We start from the raw sequence: 20,319 nt of genomic DNA on the forward strand, positions 1-20,319 counted from the left end.
TTAAATTATAGGATGGGGGCGATAAGTTTTGGGGATTTTTATTAAGCTGAGCTGGTATTTTAAACGTGAGTGGAAAACATATTCAACAGGTGTTCTAGGCTTACTTGTTACAGCTTTGCTTGGTATAGTGCCTCCTTGGATCATCGGCCGTTTGGTAGATCTGATCCATCGTGGAAAGTTAACAGTCAATATGCTGGTTTTCTTATTAGTGGCACTGACAGTGGTCTCATTAGCTCAATATTTAGCACGCTATATTTGGCGTAATGCAATTTGGGGTGAATCTGCCAAACTTGAAGCTGTTTTGCGTGAACGGCTTTTTTGGCACTACATGCAAATGGATACAGAGTTCTTTCAGCATTATCGGACAGGTGATCTAATGGCTCATGCCACTAATGATCTCTCTGCGATCCAGCGTGTGGCAGGCGGTGGGATCTTACAATTTGCAGATTCCATCATTACTGGTGGTACGACTTTAGTAGCCATGATGACGGTGGTCAACTGGCGTTTAACATTGATCGCTGTTTTGCCATTCCCATTTTTGGCTGTGATGGCACGTGTTTTAGGTAAGAAGATGCATGATGCCTTTAAAAAATCACAAGCAGCTTTTTCCAGGATCAATAATAAGGCACAAGAAAGCATCAGCGGTGTCAAGGTTATTAAAAGCTTTGGTCAAGAACAAGATGATATCGATGAATTTAATGGCCAAGTGGATGATACGATTAAGATCAACCGTCATGTTAACAAGTTAGATGCTTTGTTCGACCCGATCACTACGATGATCATGGCGATCTCTTATGTATTGACGATCGTTTATGGTGGTCACTTAGTGGTCTCCAACATTATCACACTGGGTTCATTGGTTTCGTTTGTTTCTTATCTGTCAATGCTTGTTTGGCCAATGTTTGCCATTGGGATGCTGTTTAATACATTGGAACGCGGAAATGCCAGTTATGATCGGATCAATAATGTTTTAAATAGAAAAAGTGGGATCTTGGACAAGCAAAATGGCGTGGTTCAAGGACCACATGGTGACCTTGAATATGCCATAGATTCGTTCAAGTTTCCAGATGAACAGCAAGAAAACTTGCACGATATTCACTTCACTATCAAAAAAGGTGGTACTTTAGGGCTCGTTGGCCCCGTAGGTTCAGGTAAAAGTTCTGTTATCCGTTTATTATTACGTCAATTTGATAAGTACCAGGGTGCGATCTATTTTGATGGGGTAGATATTAGAGACTATCAGTTAGACGCCTTGATCCCATCGATAGGGTATGTACCGCAAGAAACTTATCTGTTTTCTAATACGATCAGAGAAAATATCCGTTTTGCCCGCCCAGAAGCTTCGCAAAAGGAAGTTGAAGAAGCGGCAGCTAAAAGTGATTTAGCAGATCAGATAACTACCTTTCCTAAAGGGTATGATACAGAAGTTGGCGAAGAAGGGATCTCTTTGTCTGGTGGACAAAGACAACGGATCGCGATCGCTCGGGCGCTGGTGATCGACCCCGAGCTATTGATCTTGGATGATGCGTTGTCTGCCGTGGATGCTGAAACTGAAACTGAGATCTTGCAGACCCTACGTAAGGAACGGCAAGATAAAACCACTATTATTGCTTCACATCGATTAAGTTCTGTGATGAACGCGGATGAAGTTTTGGTGATGGATGATGGTAAGATCATTGAGCGAGGAACACATGATGAATTGATGCAACAAGATGGTTGGTACGCTGAAACATTCCGCTCGCAAGCTTTGGAGACTGAAGAAAGGGGCGATAGAGTTAATGGATGAGCAACATGAATCAGTATGGGCGCATAGTATTCCGTGGAAAGAACAACTTACTATTATTAAGCGACTGTTTCGCTTTGCCAAACCTTTCAAGTGGTATTTCTACTTCTCTATTATCTTTGCGGCTCTAGTTAGTGTGATCAATATTTTATTGCCGAAGATCATCCAACGATTTATGGATAAATATTTAGCAGTCGGCAAGGCAGATGAGATGATCATTTGGTTTTTCGCTGGGTTGTATTTTTTTGGAATGGTTTTTAAAGCAGTGACTCAATTTGGGCAGACATACTTGTATAGTATGGGCGCAGAATACATGCTAGAGGACACACGGAAGATCTTGTTCAAAAAATTACACTCATTAGGGATGCGTTATTTTGATCAGGTGCCTAGCGGGTCTATTCTGTCGCGCTTGACTAATGATACAATGGCTTTCCAAAATTTTTGGCAGCTATTTAGTAGTCTGATCGTAGCGACCTTTGCGATGGTCTCGGCCTTTATTGCCATGTTTACGACTGACAAGATGATTGCTTTGTGGCTGCTAGTATTTATGCCTTTTTTGGCGGCTACGCTTTGGTATTATCAAAAATACAGCTCACGGGTTTATCGTCAAATGCGTGAAAAGTTGAGTATTTTAAACAACAAATTGGCCGAATCGATCACCGGTGTTACTGTTATTCAGGATTTTAGACAAGAACGCCGGGTCAATCATGAATTTGAAGGTGTTAATAATGAATATTATCAAACACGTAAAGCAATGATCCGGATCAATTCCTTGTTGCTTAGTCCGATCGTAAGATTATTTTATTCATTAGGGACTGTTGTGATCCTAGGTATTTTTGGTATCCGTGGCTTGCATGCTTATGTTGCTGCAGGTGTTGTCTATGCTTTTGTCACTTATTTAGAAAACTTTTATAATCCTCTATCGGAAGTGATGGAGTTTTTCAGTGATTTTCAAGATGGGATAGTCGCGGGTTCACGTGTTTTGCGAATCATGGACGATCAGACTTTAGCACCAACACAAAATAAAGATGCTTCGGCCACTCTTTCTTTTGGAAAGATCGAATTTCGTCATGTTACTTTTTCCTACGATGGCAAACATACTATTCTAAAGGATGTTTCGTTTGTGGCTCATCCTGGTGAAACGATCGCATTAGTTGGACAAACTGGCAGCGGTAAAACTTCCATTATCAATGTTTTAATGAGGTTTTACGAGTTTGGCACCGGTGAGATCTTGATCGATGACCATGATATTCGTGATTACCCGTTAGAGGAACTGCGTGCCAAAATTGGCCTTGTTCTGCAAGAACCGTATATGTTTTATGGGACTATCAAGTCTAACATTAGGATGTTTAATGATAAGATAACCGATGAGCAGGTCGAACAAGCCGCGAAGTTTGTTAATGCAGATCCCTTTATCCAAAATTTGCCAGGTAAATATGATGCAAAGGTTATTGAGCGTGGTGCTAGTTATTCTACTGGACAAAAACAGCTGATCGCTTTTGCGAGGACAGTTGCTACCGATCCGAAGATCCTGATCTTGGACGAAGCTACGTCTAATATTGACACCGAGACAGAAAAAATGATTCAAGAAGGTCTGGATAAAATTCGGCAAGGAAGGACTACGATCGCCATCGCTCATAGGTTATCTACGATCCAAAATGCTGATCAAATTCTGGTATTGAGCCAAGGACGGATCGTTGAGCGTGGAACAAACGACGAGTTATTAAGGAATCACGGGATGTATTACGATATGATCAGAAAACAAAATGCAGCACATTAATTACTTTTCTAAGCAAAATTAAGTCGCACATCTCTCTTGGCTCTGTAAAAAGTATGAAATAAAAGGGGGTGTAGAAAATCAATTTCGATTTTCTGCACCTCTTTTTATCAAAAGAGCTATTTTGTTTCTCCATTGCTAAATCCTCCACACCGAATCGACTTGAGTCCGATCAACGATCTTTCGGCCCCATATCAAGCTAACTTGGGGCCAATTAACGACTTTTTGGCCCGACATCAAGCTGACTTTAGTCCAATTAATGTTTTTTTGGCCCAACATGCGTCCGATTTAGGTCCGATCAATGAGCAAACAGCTGTTAGTTATAAACTAAATTTTACTAAGTTATCGTGTAGGTCCAATTTTGTATTATTTTAAAAAACGATGCTCGATCTCTTGCTTGATTTTTTGGGATTGGAAACGATCACTGGCTTTGTGTTGTGTGATCAGATCTTCTAGTTGTTCGACTTGTAATTGATCTAGTGTAAAAGAACGATCTGCCAGGCCAGAGTTCACAAAGTATTCCATGCTGAACCTTTGCTCGATCACATTATTTGATGAAAGATAGAGACAGTAGTCAGTAAAGTCATCTAGTAACTTCGGCGGGACGTCTTTAGTTTCTTCATTCATTAAGCTCTCTCCTTATAACGTTTAAGTCTTAAGATCTGCAATAATGATCCAATTTTACTGACAAGTGAAAACTCATGTTTGATTGAAAAAAATTAATTATAAATAGTAAGTAAAATATAACCAACTACAAGGATGATACATTGTACCTTTTTCGTAAAGAGCCGAACTAAAAGAAAGTTCTGTTGTGTGCTGAAACTTACTGTGTTAGCGACAAAGGGAATGGTTTGGTGATGTACTTTCGATGTGCCATTTCATTTGCGTCTGTGGTTTGTCATAAAAAATCCGCCAGTGTACCTAATATTCAGTCCGACGACGAGCTATTAATTAAAAGGCAAATTTTGTATAGTGTTATTTTTCGATTCGATCCGTCCGTTGACTGATCGTGGCAAAGGTGTTGACTAATTTTTGTTCAATTGCTGATAATTCTTTTTCTGTAGGATAAGCAATAAAGTATCTGAGAGTTAAATCTTCTTCTTCCAAAGGATAAAGATTATAATTTCCGGTTGTTAAATGTGAAACGACGCTTTGTGGAATGATCGTGATCCCAGCACCTTGAGACGAAATACCAGCGATAAGATCAATGCTTTGGCTTTCTAATCTGATGTCAGGTTTGATCACATTCCTTTGCAAGAGTCCGTCTACTTGATGGCGGACAGCAGAACCGGTTTTGCTGAGCACCAAAGGCTCCGCCAATAACTCAGACAAAGAAAGCGAGTGAGGTTCCAGCATCTTAAAGCGTCTATCGTAAAATTTAGAATTATCCGGGATCAAAACAAAATATCGTTCGTGGCCGGTCGTGAGCACTGTCAGACCAGGCGGTGCCGTTTCAGGACTCTGACCAACGTAAAAATCAATATCGCCATTTTGGACTTTCTTTTCACTTTTTGAAGGGATATCTTCTTCTAAAGTGATGGTGACATTAGGACATTTTCTCATAAATTCTGGGATGAATAACGGTAAAATAAAGGCACCCATCGATGGCAAAACTCCAATTTTGATGGTGATCTCGTTGTTATTATTATACTGGTTCAGTTTTTTCTTCAAGGTAACCTGTTCTTGAGAGATTTTTTCCAAGTAACGATAATACAGTTTACCGGCGGCTGTTAATTGCAAATGTGTGCCTTGACGGTCGATCAACTCGATGGCGAGTTCTTTTTCTTTTCTTTTAACTAGTTGCGTAAGATATGGTTGGGAGATATACAGTTGTTGCGCAGCTTTTGTGAAGTTTCCATATCTAAGCAATGTGTCCAGATACTGTATCATTAATGCTGGATCTTTAGTGGCCATATTAGTCTCTTCCTTTACGATAACATTTTTGTTATGGCCTAATAGTAAAATAAATACTTCACAAATGCAAGGCTATTCGTTACACTAAAGGCGTAGTAATAAAGTAGTGTTTTAAAATTCTCGTTATCCTTTATATGGCAATATATATAAAGCTAATATGATTTAAAGCACATGGCTAGATATAAAAAAGATATTTTTTTAACTTCTTTTAAAGCACATTTTTTAACAAAAATAAGAAACAATTCACATTTGATTATGGAGTAAAATGATATCAAGTGTGAAGTTTCGTTGTACGTTTTGGAAGAAATAAGATTTTAATTATTAAGAAATGGGGTAAGCCAGATGAAGGAACATTCAGATGATGTAAATTTTAAACCAGGAACATATTCGGTGACTGCTACAGGTCATAATGGGAAAGTTCCAATGAAAGTTACCTTTTCAGAAGATCGTATTGAAAATATTGACATCGATACAAAAGGTGAGACTACGGGGATAGCGGATACCGTCTGGGAGCGGATGCCGGAACAAATCATTTCTGGACAAACGCTTAATATTGACGCAGTTTCGGGAGCTTCAGATACAAGTCGCGGTGTTTTGAGTGGTGTGGCAGATGCAGTATCATTAGCAGGCGCGGATCCGAATACTTTGAAGAAACGTCCCAAGCCTGACAAAGGTGCGGTCAAGGGAACTGTTGAATATACTAGCGATGTCGTTATAGTCGGCGGTGGAGGTACCGGACTAAGTGCTGCAGCTACTTCGGTGCAGTCCGATAAAAAAACAATTTTGGTGGAAAAATTCCCTGCTGTTGGCGGTAACACGATCCGGACTGGTGGACCTATGAATGCTTCTGATCCTGAATGGCAAAATACTTTTGCAGCCTTACCAGGTGAGGCTGCAACATTGAAGGATCTGATGGGAACGCCAGACGAAGAGATCGACCCAGAATATGTGGACGATTTTCATGAACTGCAACGTCAATTGCAAGAATATCTAGATAGTGGTGAGCATTTCTTATTTGATTCTAAGTTGTTGCATGAGATCCAAACCTATCTTGGTGGTAAGCGTAAGGATCTTAAGGGCAATGAGATCCACGGCGACTATAATTTGGTTAAAACGTTGGTTAACAATGCTTTACGATCTGTTAAATGGCTGCAAAGCATCGGTGTACGGTTTGACCCAGACGAGGTCGCAATGCCAGTTGGTGCTAAGTGGCGTCGGGGACATAAACCTTTGGAAAATCAGGGATTTGAATATATTTCAAACTTACAAAGTTATGTCAAAGAACAAGGCGGCCAGATCATTACCGATACTCGTGTTCAGAAATTGTTGCAAGAAGATGGGAAGATCGGTGGTTTACAGGCTACAAATGCTGATGGGCAAGAAGTTATCGTTCATGCAAATGCTGTGATCTTAGCTTCAGGTGGTTTTGCTGCCAATACTAAGATGGTTCAACAGTATAATACCTATTGGACACAGGTCGATGATGATATTGCAACATCAAATTCACCGGCCATGACAGGTGATGGTATCAAACTTGGAACAGACGTTGGTGCCGCTCTTGTAGGTATGGGCTTCTCACAAATGATGCCTGTTTCCGATCCTGTTACGGGTGAACTGTTTAGTGGTTTGCAAGTCCCACCGGCAAACTTTGTTATGGTCAATAACAAGGGTGATCGTTTTGTAGACGAATACGAGAGCCGTGACGTCTTGTCACAAGCTGCGATCGACAATGGTGGTTTGTTCTACTTGATCGCTGATGAAAACATTAAAGGAACTGCTTATAATACAAGCCAGGAAAAGATCGATGAGCAGGTAGAAGCTGGGACTTTATTTAAGGATAATACTTTAGAAGGGCTGGCAAGACAGATCAAAGTTGATCCGGCAGAACTGGTCGATACGATCAAGAAGTATAATTCATATGTTGATGCCGGCCATGATCCTGAGTTTGGTAAAGATGTGTTTGACTTGAAAGTGGAGCAGGCACCTTTCTATGCTACTCCACGTAAACCTGCCTTGCATCATACGATGGGCGGTTTGAAAATCGACTCAGCAGCGCATGTTTTGAACACAAATGGTGAACTGATCTCTGGTTTGTATGCTGCTGGAGAAGTTGCTGGTGGCTTACATGCAGGCAATCGTTTAGGTGGGAACTCACTTGCGGATATCTTTACCTTTGGTCGGATCGCTGCACAAACGGCTGCAAAAGAGCACGAAGAAAGCTTCACTGATGCTACGACTTCACCAAGTCAAGTTTAATAATGAAAGCAAAAACGGGGCTAGGGCAAAACTAGCCTTGTTAAAGAAAGCGGGCTACAGGAATTAATTTTTGATTTCGGTTTTTTATGCGATTATGAAATTTCAAACTGACATAATTATTCTTTAATTCGATAAGAAGACGTAAGCGGAGGTTTTCGAAGTTTTTGAAACCGTAAAAGAAACCACTGAAATTAGTTTTTCTTTTACGAGGATGAATTTACACGTTAATTGCAACATTAAAACAAAATAAGAAATTCACAAGGAAGATTCAAATATAAAATAGGTTTGTCTATAACTTAAAAAATAGCTGTACAAAAAAATCTTTTGACCGAAGGCTTGGCAATTCAAGAAGAAAAAGGGGGGGGCTGGAAAAAGACTACAAGCATTCAGAAAAATAGCTTTGAGATGATAACAAAAACTGCGGTGTAATGGAAGATATAAAATACCATTACACCGCAGTTTTTGTTAGGGCACTATTCTTTTTACTTTTTTCTTACTAAAAGGCTAAATTTTACTAGTGTAAAGTAACTGCAAAAAAGCAGATAGCAATTTGTGTCAATTTATACGCTGCCGGGTGCCAATATTTTATCTATCTGCATGATCCGGCATTCTTTCTTGATAGGAAGTCATTCAATAAATTAGTTAATCTCGAAACACACAGAATAATGGGTACCGCAAAACACACAGAATAATGGGTACCGCATTACTATTATTCTCGGTATACTACAGATAAATAAAGATATACGTAACGCGTGGTGCTAGTTCGTAATAATTCTATTTTCTGTAAAATCAAAAAAGCCTAAATTATAAATAAAGACGGTCAATTCAATTTTTAACCAAAAGCCTACCACTGACCGCGTGAGATTTTTTTCGATTCCATAATCTTCAACTAGGATCGAGAAACGGGATTCGATCGTGCGCCGGAGATCTTTCAAAGCCGGAACATTGTGCTGTTTGGCTCCTTTCATGTTTGAACGGTAAGGTGTCCAGAGCTCATAACCTAGCTCGCCAAAATCTTCTTGTAAGGGCTGTCCCACATAACCGACATCCGCTAAAACAAAGGGACACGGACAGCCTGCGATCAAAGTTGACGCCGCTTGGGTGTCATGTTTAGAGGCCTCGGTGACAGTGTAATTTAAGATATAACCGCTGAGCGAGGTCTCAAAATGAGTCTTAAACCCGTAAAAATACATGTCTTTGGTCGCATTGTAGCCTAGGTCAGCTATGCCGCGGAAAACCTTGGCCCGCTTATTTCTAACTTTTTGGCATAAAGGGTTAGGCAAACTATCAATGATCGCAAACTGTCCTGTTTGCGCATAGTCGCGAGTCAACCCCTGCCGCATGGCCATGACCACTGGGAGAAGACGTTGTGCTCGTCGGTTAAAACGGGAGCGCTCAATGTTCAATTGATGTGGGATGAAGGTCTGTGCCCAGGCAAAGAATTTACGCTGGGAGTGCATCTGTGTAATGACCTGTAAACACAGTAAGGCTAAGATCTGCACATCAGAAACACGAGACTTAGTGGTGTTACGGCGTTGCGAAATATAGCGCGGGCAGTATTTTTGATAAAGCTCAGCACAAAGAACTTTAAGTTGAGCTAAATTGACTTGTAAATTATGTCGTTTTTGTTTAAACTTTAAGTGGTCCAACAAGATCAGGTCTCCTTTGTTTAAGTCACTTAAGAGTCTAACCTTGTTGGGCTTTTTTTGTAAAATTTTGTACTAAATAGTTGAATGTTACGAACTAGCACCACGCGTATACGTAGTATTCAAAAATTGGTAGAATATTAGGTATATTTTTTTATGTTACGTTTCTTGACAATTCAAGGTCTAAAAACGATACTTACCGCTTCCTACTGTTGTGACTGTGCCATCCCATAAATGAATCTTGGCGGTCGTATTACAAGGGACATTTACCATTAGCGACAACTTATTTTTTTTGATTTCCCACTCACATTCGAGCAAGCCATTTTTAGAAAAAAAGGACCGCTTTGCTTTGCTAATCCCTAGTAGACTGATCGATCTAGGTACTTTGATATCGAATGTTTGATAACCGGGAGAAGTTGGGAAAACTCCCCCGACATATCTATATATCCAGTCATCAACACAGCCAAAAGCATAATGATTGAAGCTGACCGCTAAAGGTTCATCATTTTCATCATAAGAGAACCAACTTTCCCAAATAGTCGTTGCTCCTTTGCTCACTTCATAGAGCCAAGAAGGACATTTATCATTTAAAAGTAGTTGATAGGCGCTGTCTTCATTTCCACTATTACATAACGCATCAAGAATGAAAGGTGTTCCTAAAAAGCCGGTGTCTAAACAGCCATCATTTTTTTTGATCTGCTGAACTAATTGTTGTCCAACAGTCTTGATAAACTTATCAGGTACCAAATTGAAAGCAAGCAATAGGACCGAAACACCCATGAACTCGCTTCTTACTTTCCCATCATCTGTCAGCAGTGCAAATTGAATCGTTTTTTTCATGTTTTTTGAAAATTCTTTATACCGCTGAGCATCTGCATTCTTGCCTAAAATTTCGGCAATTTTTGAAAGCAACAAGATCGAATTGTACCCAAACATGGATGCGACAGGATCTTTTGTGCCATTTACTGCTTTTAACAGTAAATCGATATCATAGCCTTTTTTGGATAGACTAGGGATCAACCAATCCCCCCAGTGGAAACCGGTATCCCAAAGGTACTTGTCGTCGTCTTCAGTACCAAATGTCCCGCGATGTTTTGTGCAAGAATCAATAATATATCCAACCCAGGCTTTCATAGACCGATATTGTTTTTTTAAAACATCTGTATTTCCTGAAACCTCATACATCGCCCAAGGAATCATTATAACAGCATCACCCCAGCCGGCAGAACCTACGGCACCATCATTATGGAAAAGATCACCAAGAGCAGCAGCCGTGTCAGAATAAAGATGATTGTTTGGAACTGCAAATGGTACGGCACCGTTTTGAGCTTGGTCAGCATTTAAACTAATCAGCCAGTTTTCTAAGAAGGCATTGACATCTTGGTTTTGCAGAGCAGTCTTAGCATAAATGGCAATATCCCCGGTCCAACCGGCTTTTTCACGCTGAGGGCAATCCGTTGGGATCGAGAGCATATTTGCCCGTTGGGACCAAATAGTATTTTCATATAATCTATTGATACGTTCGTCTGAACATTCAAAGCTACCGACAGACTGATTATTCGTTGAAAGAGCTAACGCTTCAAAATCTTCTGGTATTATCTTATACCCTTCAGGTGCAGACACTTTAAGAAAGCGAAACCCTTGGAAGGTAAAATGCGGTTCATATACTTGCTCGGTCCCATTTGAAATATATTTTGTCCGTTGTTCGACCCCTTTACCAATATCGCCGCCTTCGAGAATTGTATTGAAATAATTCCCAGCTTTATCAGTGGCTTCAAAATGATCTAATATGAGTTCCTCATCAGCTTTTAAATGAGTTTTTACTCGAACAATTCCAGCCATGTTCTGACCGAAATCGATAATTGTTTCTTTTTTGGGAGAAACGTAGATCTTTGTTGGCGCTAGTGTTTCGACGATTCCAATACCATCAGATACCTGTGCCTTTAGCAGATCATTTGTAAAGGAGCGAATCACACAATTTTCCCATTTTGTTTCTTCATTTATTTCTTCTCGAGCATCATATATTTCTCCCCCATATAAATCAGAAGAAATAATGGGCCCCTTAGTACATTGAGTCGTTTCATCAGAAGATATCCAGCGTGTGCTGCCGTCTGTAAACTTCAATTTAAGGGCAAATTGTAAGGCATGATATTTGTCAGACAATTCTACCTGCATCATGTTTTTTATAGAACAATACCATCCGTCACCGACGGTCACGCTCAATAAATTTTCCCCTTTTATGATTTTCTCAGTCAAATCATAATTTTGATAAAAAAGAACTTTATCAAATGAAGAGTATTCTGTCGCTAACTTGCGCTCATTCAACTTTTCATCATTGATCGTAAACTCATATGCCCCATGAGATGTCATGTACAACATTGCTTTGATAGGCTCTTCATCAATTTGAAATTCATGCTTAAAATAAGTTGCCCGTGGTTGATTGCCAAAACCAACTTCTCGTTTTGTTATCGGATTTTTTTCAGAAACCCAGTTTGCCCCTGTCTCTTTGAAGGGAAGACCAAAAAAGGCGGTTTCAAAAGTACTAGTTTCTTCAGTAGTATCCCCATAATTGTCAGTCACGACTAAATTCCAAGAATAAGTTTCACAGCTTTCCAATTTATCCCCATCGTATTCAATAAAATCATTCTTATCAGACTGAACCGTCTGCGAATCCCAGACAATTAAATTTTCTGAATCAAACACCTGGATTCGGTATGCTTTTTGAAAGGTGTTTTCTTTGTCGCTCTCCAAGACCCATGAAAAATATGGGTTGCGATCTAGTGCAATATGACTGTCCCGATGTAGTGTTTTTAAATGTGTTAATTTCAATTTTTCAACCTCTTTCTTGTCTACAAATTATTATTCGCTACGTCTTCAATAAACTGATCAATTTGTTTCCAAGCTGCTTGTCCCTCAGGGATTGTTGGCGCAATGATATAAAAGGTATGAAACATCCCAGGGTATTCAATGAATTTGACTTCTATCCCAGCTTTTTTTGCTTTATTTACTATTGTTTTACTGTCAGATAAGAGTAATTCATCACCGCCAGTTTGAATCAACATAGGTGGCATACCTTTGTAGTCTCCATAAATAGGAGAAATATATGGATTGCTTTTATCCCCATCTCCAGCGTAAGCAACAGGTACCGGATATCTAGGAGCTTTTTTGCCCGGACGCGTCCCAAAAAATGCATCCACATGAATTTTTGTCTTATACGATGCCCCGGTGGCAGTCAAATCAGCCCAAGGCGAAGAAAGAACCAAGGCTTTGGGTACTTCTTTACCCTCATCACGTAATTTCAGTGTCATCGCTAACGAAAGTCCACCACCGGCTGAATCACCGCAAACAATGATATCTGATGCCGTATACCCCTGATCTAAAAGCCATTGATAACCATCAAGTGAATCATCCAAAGCCGCTGGGAAAACAGCAGTACTAGCCGTCCGATAGTCAAGTGAAAAGACAGCTGCATCTTGGTAAGCTTTAGAATATTTCACAGCCATATCGTTATATTGATTCATAAAGCCTGCAATATACCCGCCGCCATGAATTTGATAAATAATACGCTTGCTCTTATTACTATTCTTAGTCAGCAGATAGCCTCGGGAATTCCTTAATTTGATTTCTTTATTTTTGTACCCCTCTGGTACTTCCCATGACTCAAACTTATATGGTTCTGCAGCCTCTTTTACACCTTGTTCTAAAATATTTGTCATTGAAACTCCTGAATATTGCATCACGGTTCTGATTATGCCATTTTCTGTGTTCCCAAAAAATGAAACATCCTTGTTTTTTCGTGTCACGTTTGCAACAGGAATCAATACCGCTATAAGTAACAGCCAAGCTACCGGTTTGTTCCATCCTCGTGGGTCAACTTTTAACCGTAAAGTAAAAAAAGCAGCAAATATAGCAAATGTTAACAGGTAAAAAATCGGTGTTACTTTCAGTATCCAAGCAAATAATAGATACAGACTGGCTACAATGATCAATCCGATACAAAAAGCCAAAGGAAAACGTTTATGCATTTTTTATCCTTTCTAATCAAAACTCCTTCAACAAAAATTAAATATAATCGTCTAGTCTAAATAAAATACATTGGATTAACGTATCAGTAAAAAGTTCATGTTTAAATCATACTTTCTTTTGATATAATAATCAGTACGAAAAATCATTCAATATATGTTAAAAAGTAAGGATTGAAGCAATGTTTTAAACCAACTACGGTCAGTTACAGGTAATAATATTATGATTATTTGACTCTACAAAAAATTATCCCGAAAAATCATCTGCGTGGCTTAAACGGGATCCCTAAACTGTTCGGAGCCTGCAAAAGTATTCATCACTTTACACCTACCTCATGAAAGGAAAAGGGAACTATTAGATTAAAACAACCGGCGCCGGAACGTACACTTTAGCGCCCACCAGGTTTAATTTGCTGTGGATGAAAGATATTTTACAAGTTCCTTCATTTGGAGTACTAAAGTTACGAATATTTTGTCATTACTAGTGACAAATAGTCTTATACAATGTTATTCAAAAAAAATAATGGAGGTTACGCAATTATGAAAACAGAATTAAAAAATAGAATTATGCGACACACGGAAAACCAAGTCCCAACCTTACTGAAATACATAAAAAACATCTACGACGTTGACCTATCAACAATTAATGATTTTCTTCGTTTTGCAAGAGAACATAAAGAATCCCACTTGCCCGATAAATTATTTCAATCAAATAAAAAAAATAAAAATGTGAGCATAAGTATTCATGATAGTATCTTTAACGGCCTGCTACATTACCACGATTTTTTTGAACTAATATATGTATCAGAGGGAAATATTGTCGAGGAAGTAGATGGGATTCAGTTATGTCTCCCTGAGGGCTCTATTTGTATCCACAACCCAAATGCACTGCATAAAATAGTCAAATGTGATCCAACAGACTGCCTCATCAATATTGCAATAAAAAAAGAGACATTTGAGAATGAAGTTTTTTTACCAGTTTTTCACGAGAAGTCTCTAAATCACTTTTTCTTAAAATTTACAACTATGAAAAAAGGCCCTAACTTTATGGACTTTCCATATAAAAGTGAGCAAGTTGATGCAATTCTCAATCTTCTAATCACAGAATTCTTAGATCCGCAGTCCAATGAGCGATTAGTTTCGTCATTAGTTTTTGTTTTATTTGGTGTTTTGTTGAGGGAGTACCAACCCGATGAATTTTCTGATGAACTCCTAACGTACCTGACAGACCATCTTTCAGATGCTACCTTACGAGGCTGTGCTAGTCATTTTAACTATCATGAAAAATATTTTTCAGAAAGAGTAAAGAGACGCTTGGGCAAATCTTTTATTAAACTTCTCACAGAAATGAGAATGAGAAGAGCAACTGATTTACTTAATTATACTTCTGACTCAGTGGCCGATATTTCTTTTCAACTGGGATACCAAAATCCTTCTGTTTTTTACAAAAATTTTAAGAGATACCTTAAAATGACTCCTTCTAACTATAGACACTCAAGAAAAAGAGTGCCACATATAACATAATTACGAGTAAACTTTATAAATTATGCCCTGTTGTTTTTGAGTAAGCATATAGTCAAATGCTATGAGTGGGGATTTTTTGGGTAGGTTTCAAAAAATCTCCACTCATTTTTGACGGAATGGAATTTCACACAGCGAGCGGGGGCAAAGTCCACTCATAGTTGCTGTCATGCTAGCTCAGCTTGTGAGTGTGGGCGACGTCCACGAACTAGGGGGTACTATAAGGGAGACTAGTAGCAAGGTTAAGGTAAGAGTTTTCCTAAGGAGAGGGGGCCGTTTGATGTCAGTTTCAGATGCCGTTCAGCTAATGTTGATGTTTGGTACATTCCTTTATTGTGGCCTTGATTGCTTTAGTAGGTGGATTGATTAGAAATCAGCAAAAAAATAACCGTATTAGACGGCTCTATATGGGAAAGCCTGTTCATGTAGGACTTCCTTTTTTGATCCACGTTATCGCAAGACGATAGCTCACTTATGACCATTTTAAAACCACTTGGTGATATTTTTAGAAACTTACGTTCAATTCAAGGTTAAAAAACAGGTAAAAGTAAAGGGGGAAAATAGTTATGAATAAAGATCTAAAGATTATCACGGAGCGTATGATCATCTTGTTCAAGCGGCAGTCGCGAACTCGGTACTGGTTAATAATTGCTAACGATTCTTATGATCAGACATATAACGTTTTTTAACAGTCAATGAGTAGTCTACCAGCGACTTAAATCGATTCCCTTACATACGTTAACTAACAATGGTTTAGCTGATTTAGAAAAGCTGTTAAAAAGTTTACGTGAAACGGTTAAATTAACAATTGAATTTGTGGGTTTTACCGGGGTAAGACGGTCCCAGAACCAAAAGCTCATTTAAAAGAAGCGGTTTTTGCTTGAATAGCAGAAAAATAATCAATGACGTGCACTCCCAAAGTTATGACTTTAGAGGTGCACGCCATTGATTATTTGGTAGTTACCAAAGTTTTACCTACTGCTTGCTTGAAAACAGGTTTAGAATGCGTCTCTCAAACATCAACTTAACAAAAAAGCGCCTTTGTTAGATGTTTTTTAATTCTGACAAAGGAAAAGCCAGTGACTTGAGAAGCTGGCTGTACATAAGGGTTTATAGCCCTGGTGCAAACCACCTGCTTTACGGGTGGTTATTTTGCTAACGGATCTTTTAAACTGTACCAGATAAATAGGTAGCGTATAATGAGAATTAAAGTAATTCATATAAGGGGTTGTCTAGCATTGACATTAACGATTTCTGATATTTTTAGTGAAACAACACATACGCCTTTGAAGCATCCTTTTGTTACAGCTAAACATACAGTCAAGGACATTGCTGCTATTGGGGTGACGATCAGCTTGAGTAATGGCTTGGAAGGACACGGGGCTGCAACGGCTAACGAGGTAGTAACAGGTGATACTTTGGGATCGGCAATGGTCGTGATCAATGATGTTTTAAAGCCCCAATTGTTGGGGCAGGATTTTACAGCTTGGGAAGCGTTATTGTCGAAATTACAAGGTGCGATCAAAAACAATGGGCCAGCAAAAGCTGCCTGTGAGATAGCTTTATATGATTTGAGAGCACAGCTTTTTCAAGTGCCGCTTTACCAGTATTTGGGTGGTAGCAGCAATCGAATTGCGACAGATTTTACGATCGGGATCAGTCAACCTGAGGCTATGGTCAAAGAGGCCGTAGAAAAAGAAAAGGCGGGTTTTAAGGCACTTAAGATCAAAGTTGGCGGAGCTGATGTGGCTCAAGAGGTCGAGCGGATCCAGCTGATAGCTGAATCGACTAAAGCCACAACGCGTTTACGGATCGATGCTAACCAAGCTTGGAATGCTAAAGGCAGCTTAGCGTTAATCAGCCAGTTGAATAATTTGGCAGACCGAATTGACTTTATCGAACAACCAGTTGATGCACATGATATTGCGGGACTCAAGCGGGTCACTGAAAATTCTGAACTGCCGATCATGGCTGATGAAAGTGTTTTTTCTCCGATGGATGCACTAAATCTTTTACAGCAGCATGCGTGTGACTATATCAATATTAAGTTAATGAAAACTGGTGGGCTTTCTCAAGCAGAAGAGATCAATCATTTATGTGAGCTTTACGGCGTTAATTGTATGATCGGCTGCATGATCGAATCAGCCAGTGGGATCGCAGCTGCCGCAGCTTTTGCAGCCGCTCATAGAAATGTTAGATTTGCTGACTTAGATTCCGTGTTTATGGCTGATACAACCGACGAAGAACAACCATATTCCTTGGCAGAAGACATATTTATCTTAAAGGAGCATCCGGGACTGGGCTTCGTATAAGTTATATAAAAACTACGCCAGACGTTCGTCTTAGCGTAGTTTTTTGTATTTAAGATTTACATTTTTATTAATGGAATTGCATCCCACCGTCTACTTCGATCGTTTGTCCGGTGATATAGTTTGAATCAGGACCAGCTAAGAAGGAAACAGCAGCAGCTACATCTTCTGGTTCAGAAAGACGATTTAAGGCAATGTCTTTGGCAAATGTTTGCATCCCCCAGTCATCATCTTTGCCAGCGTTTTGTCCGACTTGGTGAGCAATGTCATACATCATAGGGGTTTTCACGATCCCAGGTGCGTAGGCATTGACTGTAATGTTTTCACTTGCCAGATCGCGGGCCGCTACCTGAGTTAAGCCGCGAACAGCAAATTTTGTGCTGCTGTACAGCGAAAGATTAGGGTTACCTACAACACCGGCCTGTGAAGTTGCATTGATTATCTTGCCGCCGTTGTTGTTTTTTCTAAATTGTTCAATAGCTGCTTGGATCCCCCAAATGTCACCAGCAACATTGATGTGATAAACTTTGTCGAAGGATTCCGGAGTGATCGTTTCGATCGGAGTTGTTGGTCCGAGGCCGGCGTTGTTGACCAAAACATCAAAGCTGCCTAACTTGTCGGCTACTTCTTTAACCGCAGCAAAGAAATTTTCTCTGTCAGAAACATCTACTTTAACGCTAATAGCTGTTCCGCCATTTTTTTCAATATCAGAAGCAACTTCATTCCCTTTTTCTTCATTTAAGTCAGCAATTGCGACTGCGAAACCATCTTTACTTAAACGGCGGGAAATTGCTTCCCCGATCCCTTGTGCTCCACCTGTGATCATTGCAACTTTTTGTGCCATTATAAAACCTCCAAAATTTATATTTAAACGCTTACATTATAACACATAAACTCTAGTTAATATAAGGATCATACTTTTGTTAAGGATGAGAATACCTCTCGCAATGATGGTTCTTTTCAGATATATAAAAAATCTCCCAAGTTAGTTAAGAGCAAACTTAACCGTCCTGAGAGATAATAGGCAAACACATTAGGTCAGATCAATTTGGCCTCTTCAAGCAATTCACCGATCCAAGTTCCTTTAACCTTTTCTAGGCCTTTGTTTTTGACAAATCCTGGAATTGGCAAGTCATTATCAGTGAGTTTTTGCTTGTCATTTAGATAATACATTGATTTTAAGAGTTCACGAATATCATAAATTGAATTGAAAACTTCCGGCACACCACGATCAACATTTAGTAAACTATAAACTGATTCCATGGCTGTTCTGATCGAATATTCTGTCGTGAAAACTGTATCACGTGTTGGTGATTCTGCAAAGTTACCGATAAAGGCCAGATTATTTGAACCAGCTGGGACAACGTCTGGACGGTCACCTTTAACACGTGGCATGAAATATGAAGTAATAAATGGCATGTATACTGGGTTAGTGTTGATCGAATCTTGCTTAGCTAATTTAGTGATTAATGTTTGTGGCACACCTAAGTGATAGAGCCATTCCTCAGTGATCTCTTCACCAGTACAGTCAACCACGTTTTTCTTGATATAGTTACCCGGCGTGTCTGAATATAAAGCATAGATCCAAACGGTAGTTTCATTTTCTTTTTGATCTTTAAAGTGTGGTTGACGATGAATGCAGAAACTCATCATCCAATTTGAATCTTTGATAGTAATGATCCCACCAGTGTTAACTTTGCCATCGTGTAGATTACGTTTAGTTAAACGTTCAATATAAGGTTCTATGGCTGGATTTTTAATAGTTGCTGTGGCTGAAATATGCCATGATTTTTCTGGTAAGTCTTGGTAAAAGACTTTAGGATGGCCAAATTCAGAAGACTGTTCTGCTAAATTTTCCCATAATTTCCAGCTTGGCCCTGGTTCATCAGTGATTTCTGCTGGTGTGTGATGGTCACCATAAGTGGAACTTTCAGTGATCGAACCATTTGTGACAAAGACAATATCATTGTCGGACAACGGGATCTCTTGTGGTGAACTATCGACTGTTATTTGTAATTTTTTAGCGTGTTTTTCGCCGTTTTCAGTGTCAACGATAACGTTGTTAACGATAGTATTGAATTGGAAATCAACACCATGATCTTCCAAATATTTGACAATTGGCAAAGTCATTGAATCATATTGGTTATATTTATTAAATTTAAGGGCAATAAAGTCAGGTAGACCATCAATATGATGAATAAAACGCATGCAGTAACGGCGCATTTCAATGGCTGAATGCCATTTTTCAAAGGCAAACATTGTGGCCCAATAATACCAGAAATTAGACTCAAAAAATTCTTCAGAAAAATATTCTTCAATTGTTTCTGTGCCTAATTTTTCTTCAGGTGTCATGATTAACTTGATGATTTCTTTAGAAGTTTTACCTAAGGTATAATTGCCATCATCAGGAACCTCGTTACCACGGTTGTAGATCATGCGACAATTGGACGAATTCGGGTCATCTTTATCGAGCCAGTAGAACTCATCTAAATATGAAGCTCCTGGAACTTCGAGTGATGGGATCGAGCTATACATATCCCACATACATTCGAAGTGGTTTTCCATTTCTCGACCACCACGTGTTACAAAACCAATATCAGGTTTCTTAGCACCGTCTAAAGAACCACCTGCAATTGGTAATTCTTCAAAAATATGGATCTGTTCGCCAGGCATTTGTGCATCTCGGACTAAAAAAACACCAGCAGCAAGGCCGGCTAAGCCTCCACCAACGATATAGGCAGATTTATGATCGACATCTGCAGGTTTGCGAGCATGAACAAGAGCTTCGTAATTTCCATTTGAATAGTACATTAAATAGATCTCCTTTCCTTTATCGACTTACAATATCCATTATAACTGCAATTCGTATTTTTTTCATAGATAAACACTCCATGGTTCACCAGCTTTAAGAAAAATTTTAAGCAGGTTATTATAAAAATAATAAAGGTAAGAAAGGGGCTTAGTTATGAAAAATGTAGTCTTTTTCGGACTTGGTAGAGACTCAGTGTATTCGCAGACAATAAGGATCGATGATAGTGTAGAAATAGCGGGCCAAGGCAGCTAGGACGCTCGTTTTAATTTCCTTGAAAAC

12 protein-coding genes and 1 pseudogene are annotated in these 20,319 nt (G+C 39.2%); 6 read left to right on the forward strand and 7 right to left on the reverse strand.

What is annotated here, in order from left to right; translation table 11 throughout:
- Window positions 1-28: 28 nt before the first annotated feature.
- Together AC3XNE_RS05560 and AC3XNE_RS05565 are read left to right on the forward strand one after the other, a co-directional pair.
- A complete protein-coding gene (locus AC3XNE_RS05560) occupies window positions 29-1,786 on the forward strand; it encodes an ABC transporter ATP-binding protein (protein ID WP_489833321.1) in 1,758 nt (585 codons plus the stop codon).
- Complete coding sequence (locus AC3XNE_RS05565) at window positions 1,779-3,563, forward strand: ABC transporter ATP-binding protein (RefSeq protein WP_489833322.1); 1,785 nt, start codon at window positions 1,779-1,781, stop codon at window positions 3,561-3,563. Before AC3XNE_RS05560 ends, AC3XNE_RS05565 begins: the two co-directional genes overlap by 8 nt.
- A 363-nt stretch (window positions 3,564-3,926) precedes the next feature.
- Here the strand turns inward: AC3XNE_RS05565 and AC3XNE_RS05570 are convergent, their stop codons facing one another.
- Entirely contained in the window at window positions 3,927-4,187 is a 261-nt protein-coding gene (locus tag AC3XNE_RS05570) for a hypothetical protein (RefSeq protein ID WP_489833323.1), read from the reverse strand.
- A 348-nt stretch (window positions 4,188-4,535) separates the two neighbouring features.
- Complete coding sequence (locus AC3XNE_RS05575; RefSeq protein WP_489833324.1) at window positions 4,536-5,474, reverse strand: LysR family transcriptional regulator; 939 nt, start codon at window positions 5,472-5,474, stop codon at window positions 4,536-4,538.
- A 342-nt stretch (window positions 5,475-5,816) separates the two neighbouring features.
- Here AC3XNE_RS05575 and AC3XNE_RS05580 point away from each other — a divergent pair, with 342 nt between their 5' ends.
- Entirely contained in the window at window positions 5,817-7,730 is a 1,914-nt protein-coding gene (locus AC3XNE_RS05580; RefSeq protein ID WP_489833325.1) for a flavocytochrome c, read from the forward strand.
- 758 nt (window positions 7,731-8,488) lie between these two features.
- Here AC3XNE_RS05580 and AC3XNE_RS05585 read toward each other — a convergent pair.
- From AC3XNE_RS05585 to AC3XNE_RS05595, 3 genes are all read right to left on the reverse strand, one after another.
- The gene (locus tag AC3XNE_RS05585) at window positions 8,489-9,382 is read right to left on the reverse strand and encodes an IS982 family transposase (RefSeq protein ID WP_489831357.1); all 894 of its coding nucleotides are present in this window, start codon (window positions 9,380-9,382) and stop codon (window positions 8,489-8,491) included.
- A gap of 177 nt (window positions 9,383-9,559) precedes the next feature.
- Window positions 9,560-12,205 (reverse strand): family 78 glycoside hydrolase catalytic domain, encoded by a 2,646-nt coding sequence (locus AC3XNE_RS05590; protein ID WP_489833327.1) that lies wholly within the window; start codon window positions 12,203-12,205, stop codon window positions 9,560-9,562.
- A gap of 20 nt (window positions 12,206-12,225) precedes the next feature.
- Window positions 12,226-13,401 carry an alpha/beta hydrolase gene (locus tag AC3XNE_RS05595; protein ID WP_489833328.1) on the reverse strand — a complete coding sequence of 392 codons (1,176 nt, stop codon included), beginning with the start codon at window positions 13,399-13,401 and terminating at the stop codon, window positions 12,226-12,228.
- 537 nt (window positions 13,402-13,938) lie between these two features.
- Between AC3XNE_RS05595 and AC3XNE_RS05600 the strand changes: the two genes are divergently transcribed.
- The 3 genes and pseudogenes from AC3XNE_RS05600 (at window position 13,939) to AC3XNE_RS05610 (ending at window position 17,231) form a co-directional block, all read left to right on the forward strand.
- Entirely contained in the window at window positions 13,939-14,922 is a 984-nt protein-coding gene (locus tag AC3XNE_RS05600; protein WP_489833329.1) for an AraC family transcriptional regulator, read from the forward strand.
- 563 nt (window positions 14,923-15,485) lie between these two features.
- Window positions 15,486-15,783: pseudogene (locus tag AC3XNE_RS05605) on the forward strand (acetyl-CoA carboxylase).
- 374 nt (window positions 15,784-16,157) lie between these two features.
- A complete protein-coding gene (locus AC3XNE_RS05610) occupies window positions 16,158-17,231 on the forward strand; it encodes a dipeptide epimerase (protein WP_489833330.1) in 1,074 nt (357 codons plus the stop codon).
- 67 nt (window positions 17,232-17,298) lie between these two features.
- Here the strand turns inward: AC3XNE_RS05610 and AC3XNE_RS05615 are convergent, their stop codons facing one another.
- Together AC3XNE_RS05615 and AC3XNE_RS05620 are read right to left on the reverse strand one after the other, a co-directional pair.
- A complete protein-coding gene (locus AC3XNE_RS05615; RefSeq protein ID WP_489833331.1) occupies window positions 17,299-18,072 on the reverse strand; it encodes a (S)-acetoin forming diacetyl reductase in 774 nt (257 codons plus the stop codon).
- Window positions 18,073-18,266: 194 nt separating this feature from the next.
- Entirely contained in the window at window positions 18,267-20,039 is a 1,773-nt protein-coding gene (locus AC3XNE_RS05620) for an oleate hydratase (RefSeq protein WP_489833332.1), read from the reverse strand.
- Window positions 20,040-20,319 lie beyond the last annotated feature (280 nt).

Source organism: Ligilactobacillus sp. JN-6 (Y).1, assembly GCF_058111525.1.

What these genes read in the sequence shown, in the direction of transcription:
- AC3XNE_RS05565 (WP_489833322.1), top strand. Translation starts at nt 1,779, where the DNA reads ATGGATGAGCAACATGAATCAGTATGGGCGCATAGTATTCCGTGGAAA.
- AC3XNE_RS05570 (WP_489833323.1), bottom strand. Translation starts at nt 4,187, where the DNA reads ATGAATGAAGAAACTAAAGACGTCCCGCCGAAGTTACTAGATGACTTT.
- AC3XNE_RS05575 (WP_489833324.1), bottom strand. Translation starts at nt 5,474, where the DNA reads ATGGCCACTAAAGATCCAGCATTAATGATACAGTATCTGGACACATTG.
- AC3XNE_RS05580 (WP_489833325.1), top strand. Translation starts at nt 5,817, where the DNA reads ATGAAGGAACATTCAGATGATGTAAATTTTAAACCAGGAACATATTCG.
- AC3XNE_RS05595 (WP_489833328.1), bottom strand. Translation starts at nt 13,401, where the DNA reads ATGCATAAACGTTTTCCTTTGGCTTTTTGTATCGGATTGATCATTGTA.
- AC3XNE_RS05600 (WP_489833329.1), top strand. Translation starts at nt 13,939, where the DNA reads ATGAAAACAGAATTAAAAAATAGAATTATGCGACACACGGAAAACCAA.
- AC3XNE_RS05615 (WP_489833331.1), bottom strand. Translation starts at nt 18,072, where the DNA reads ATGGCACAAAAAGTTGCAATGATCACAGGTGGAGCACAAGGGATCGGG.
- AC3XNE_RS05620 (WP_489833332.1), bottom strand. Translation starts at nt 20,039, where the DNA reads ATGTACTATTCAAATGGAAATTACGAAGCTCTTGTTCATGCTCGCAAA.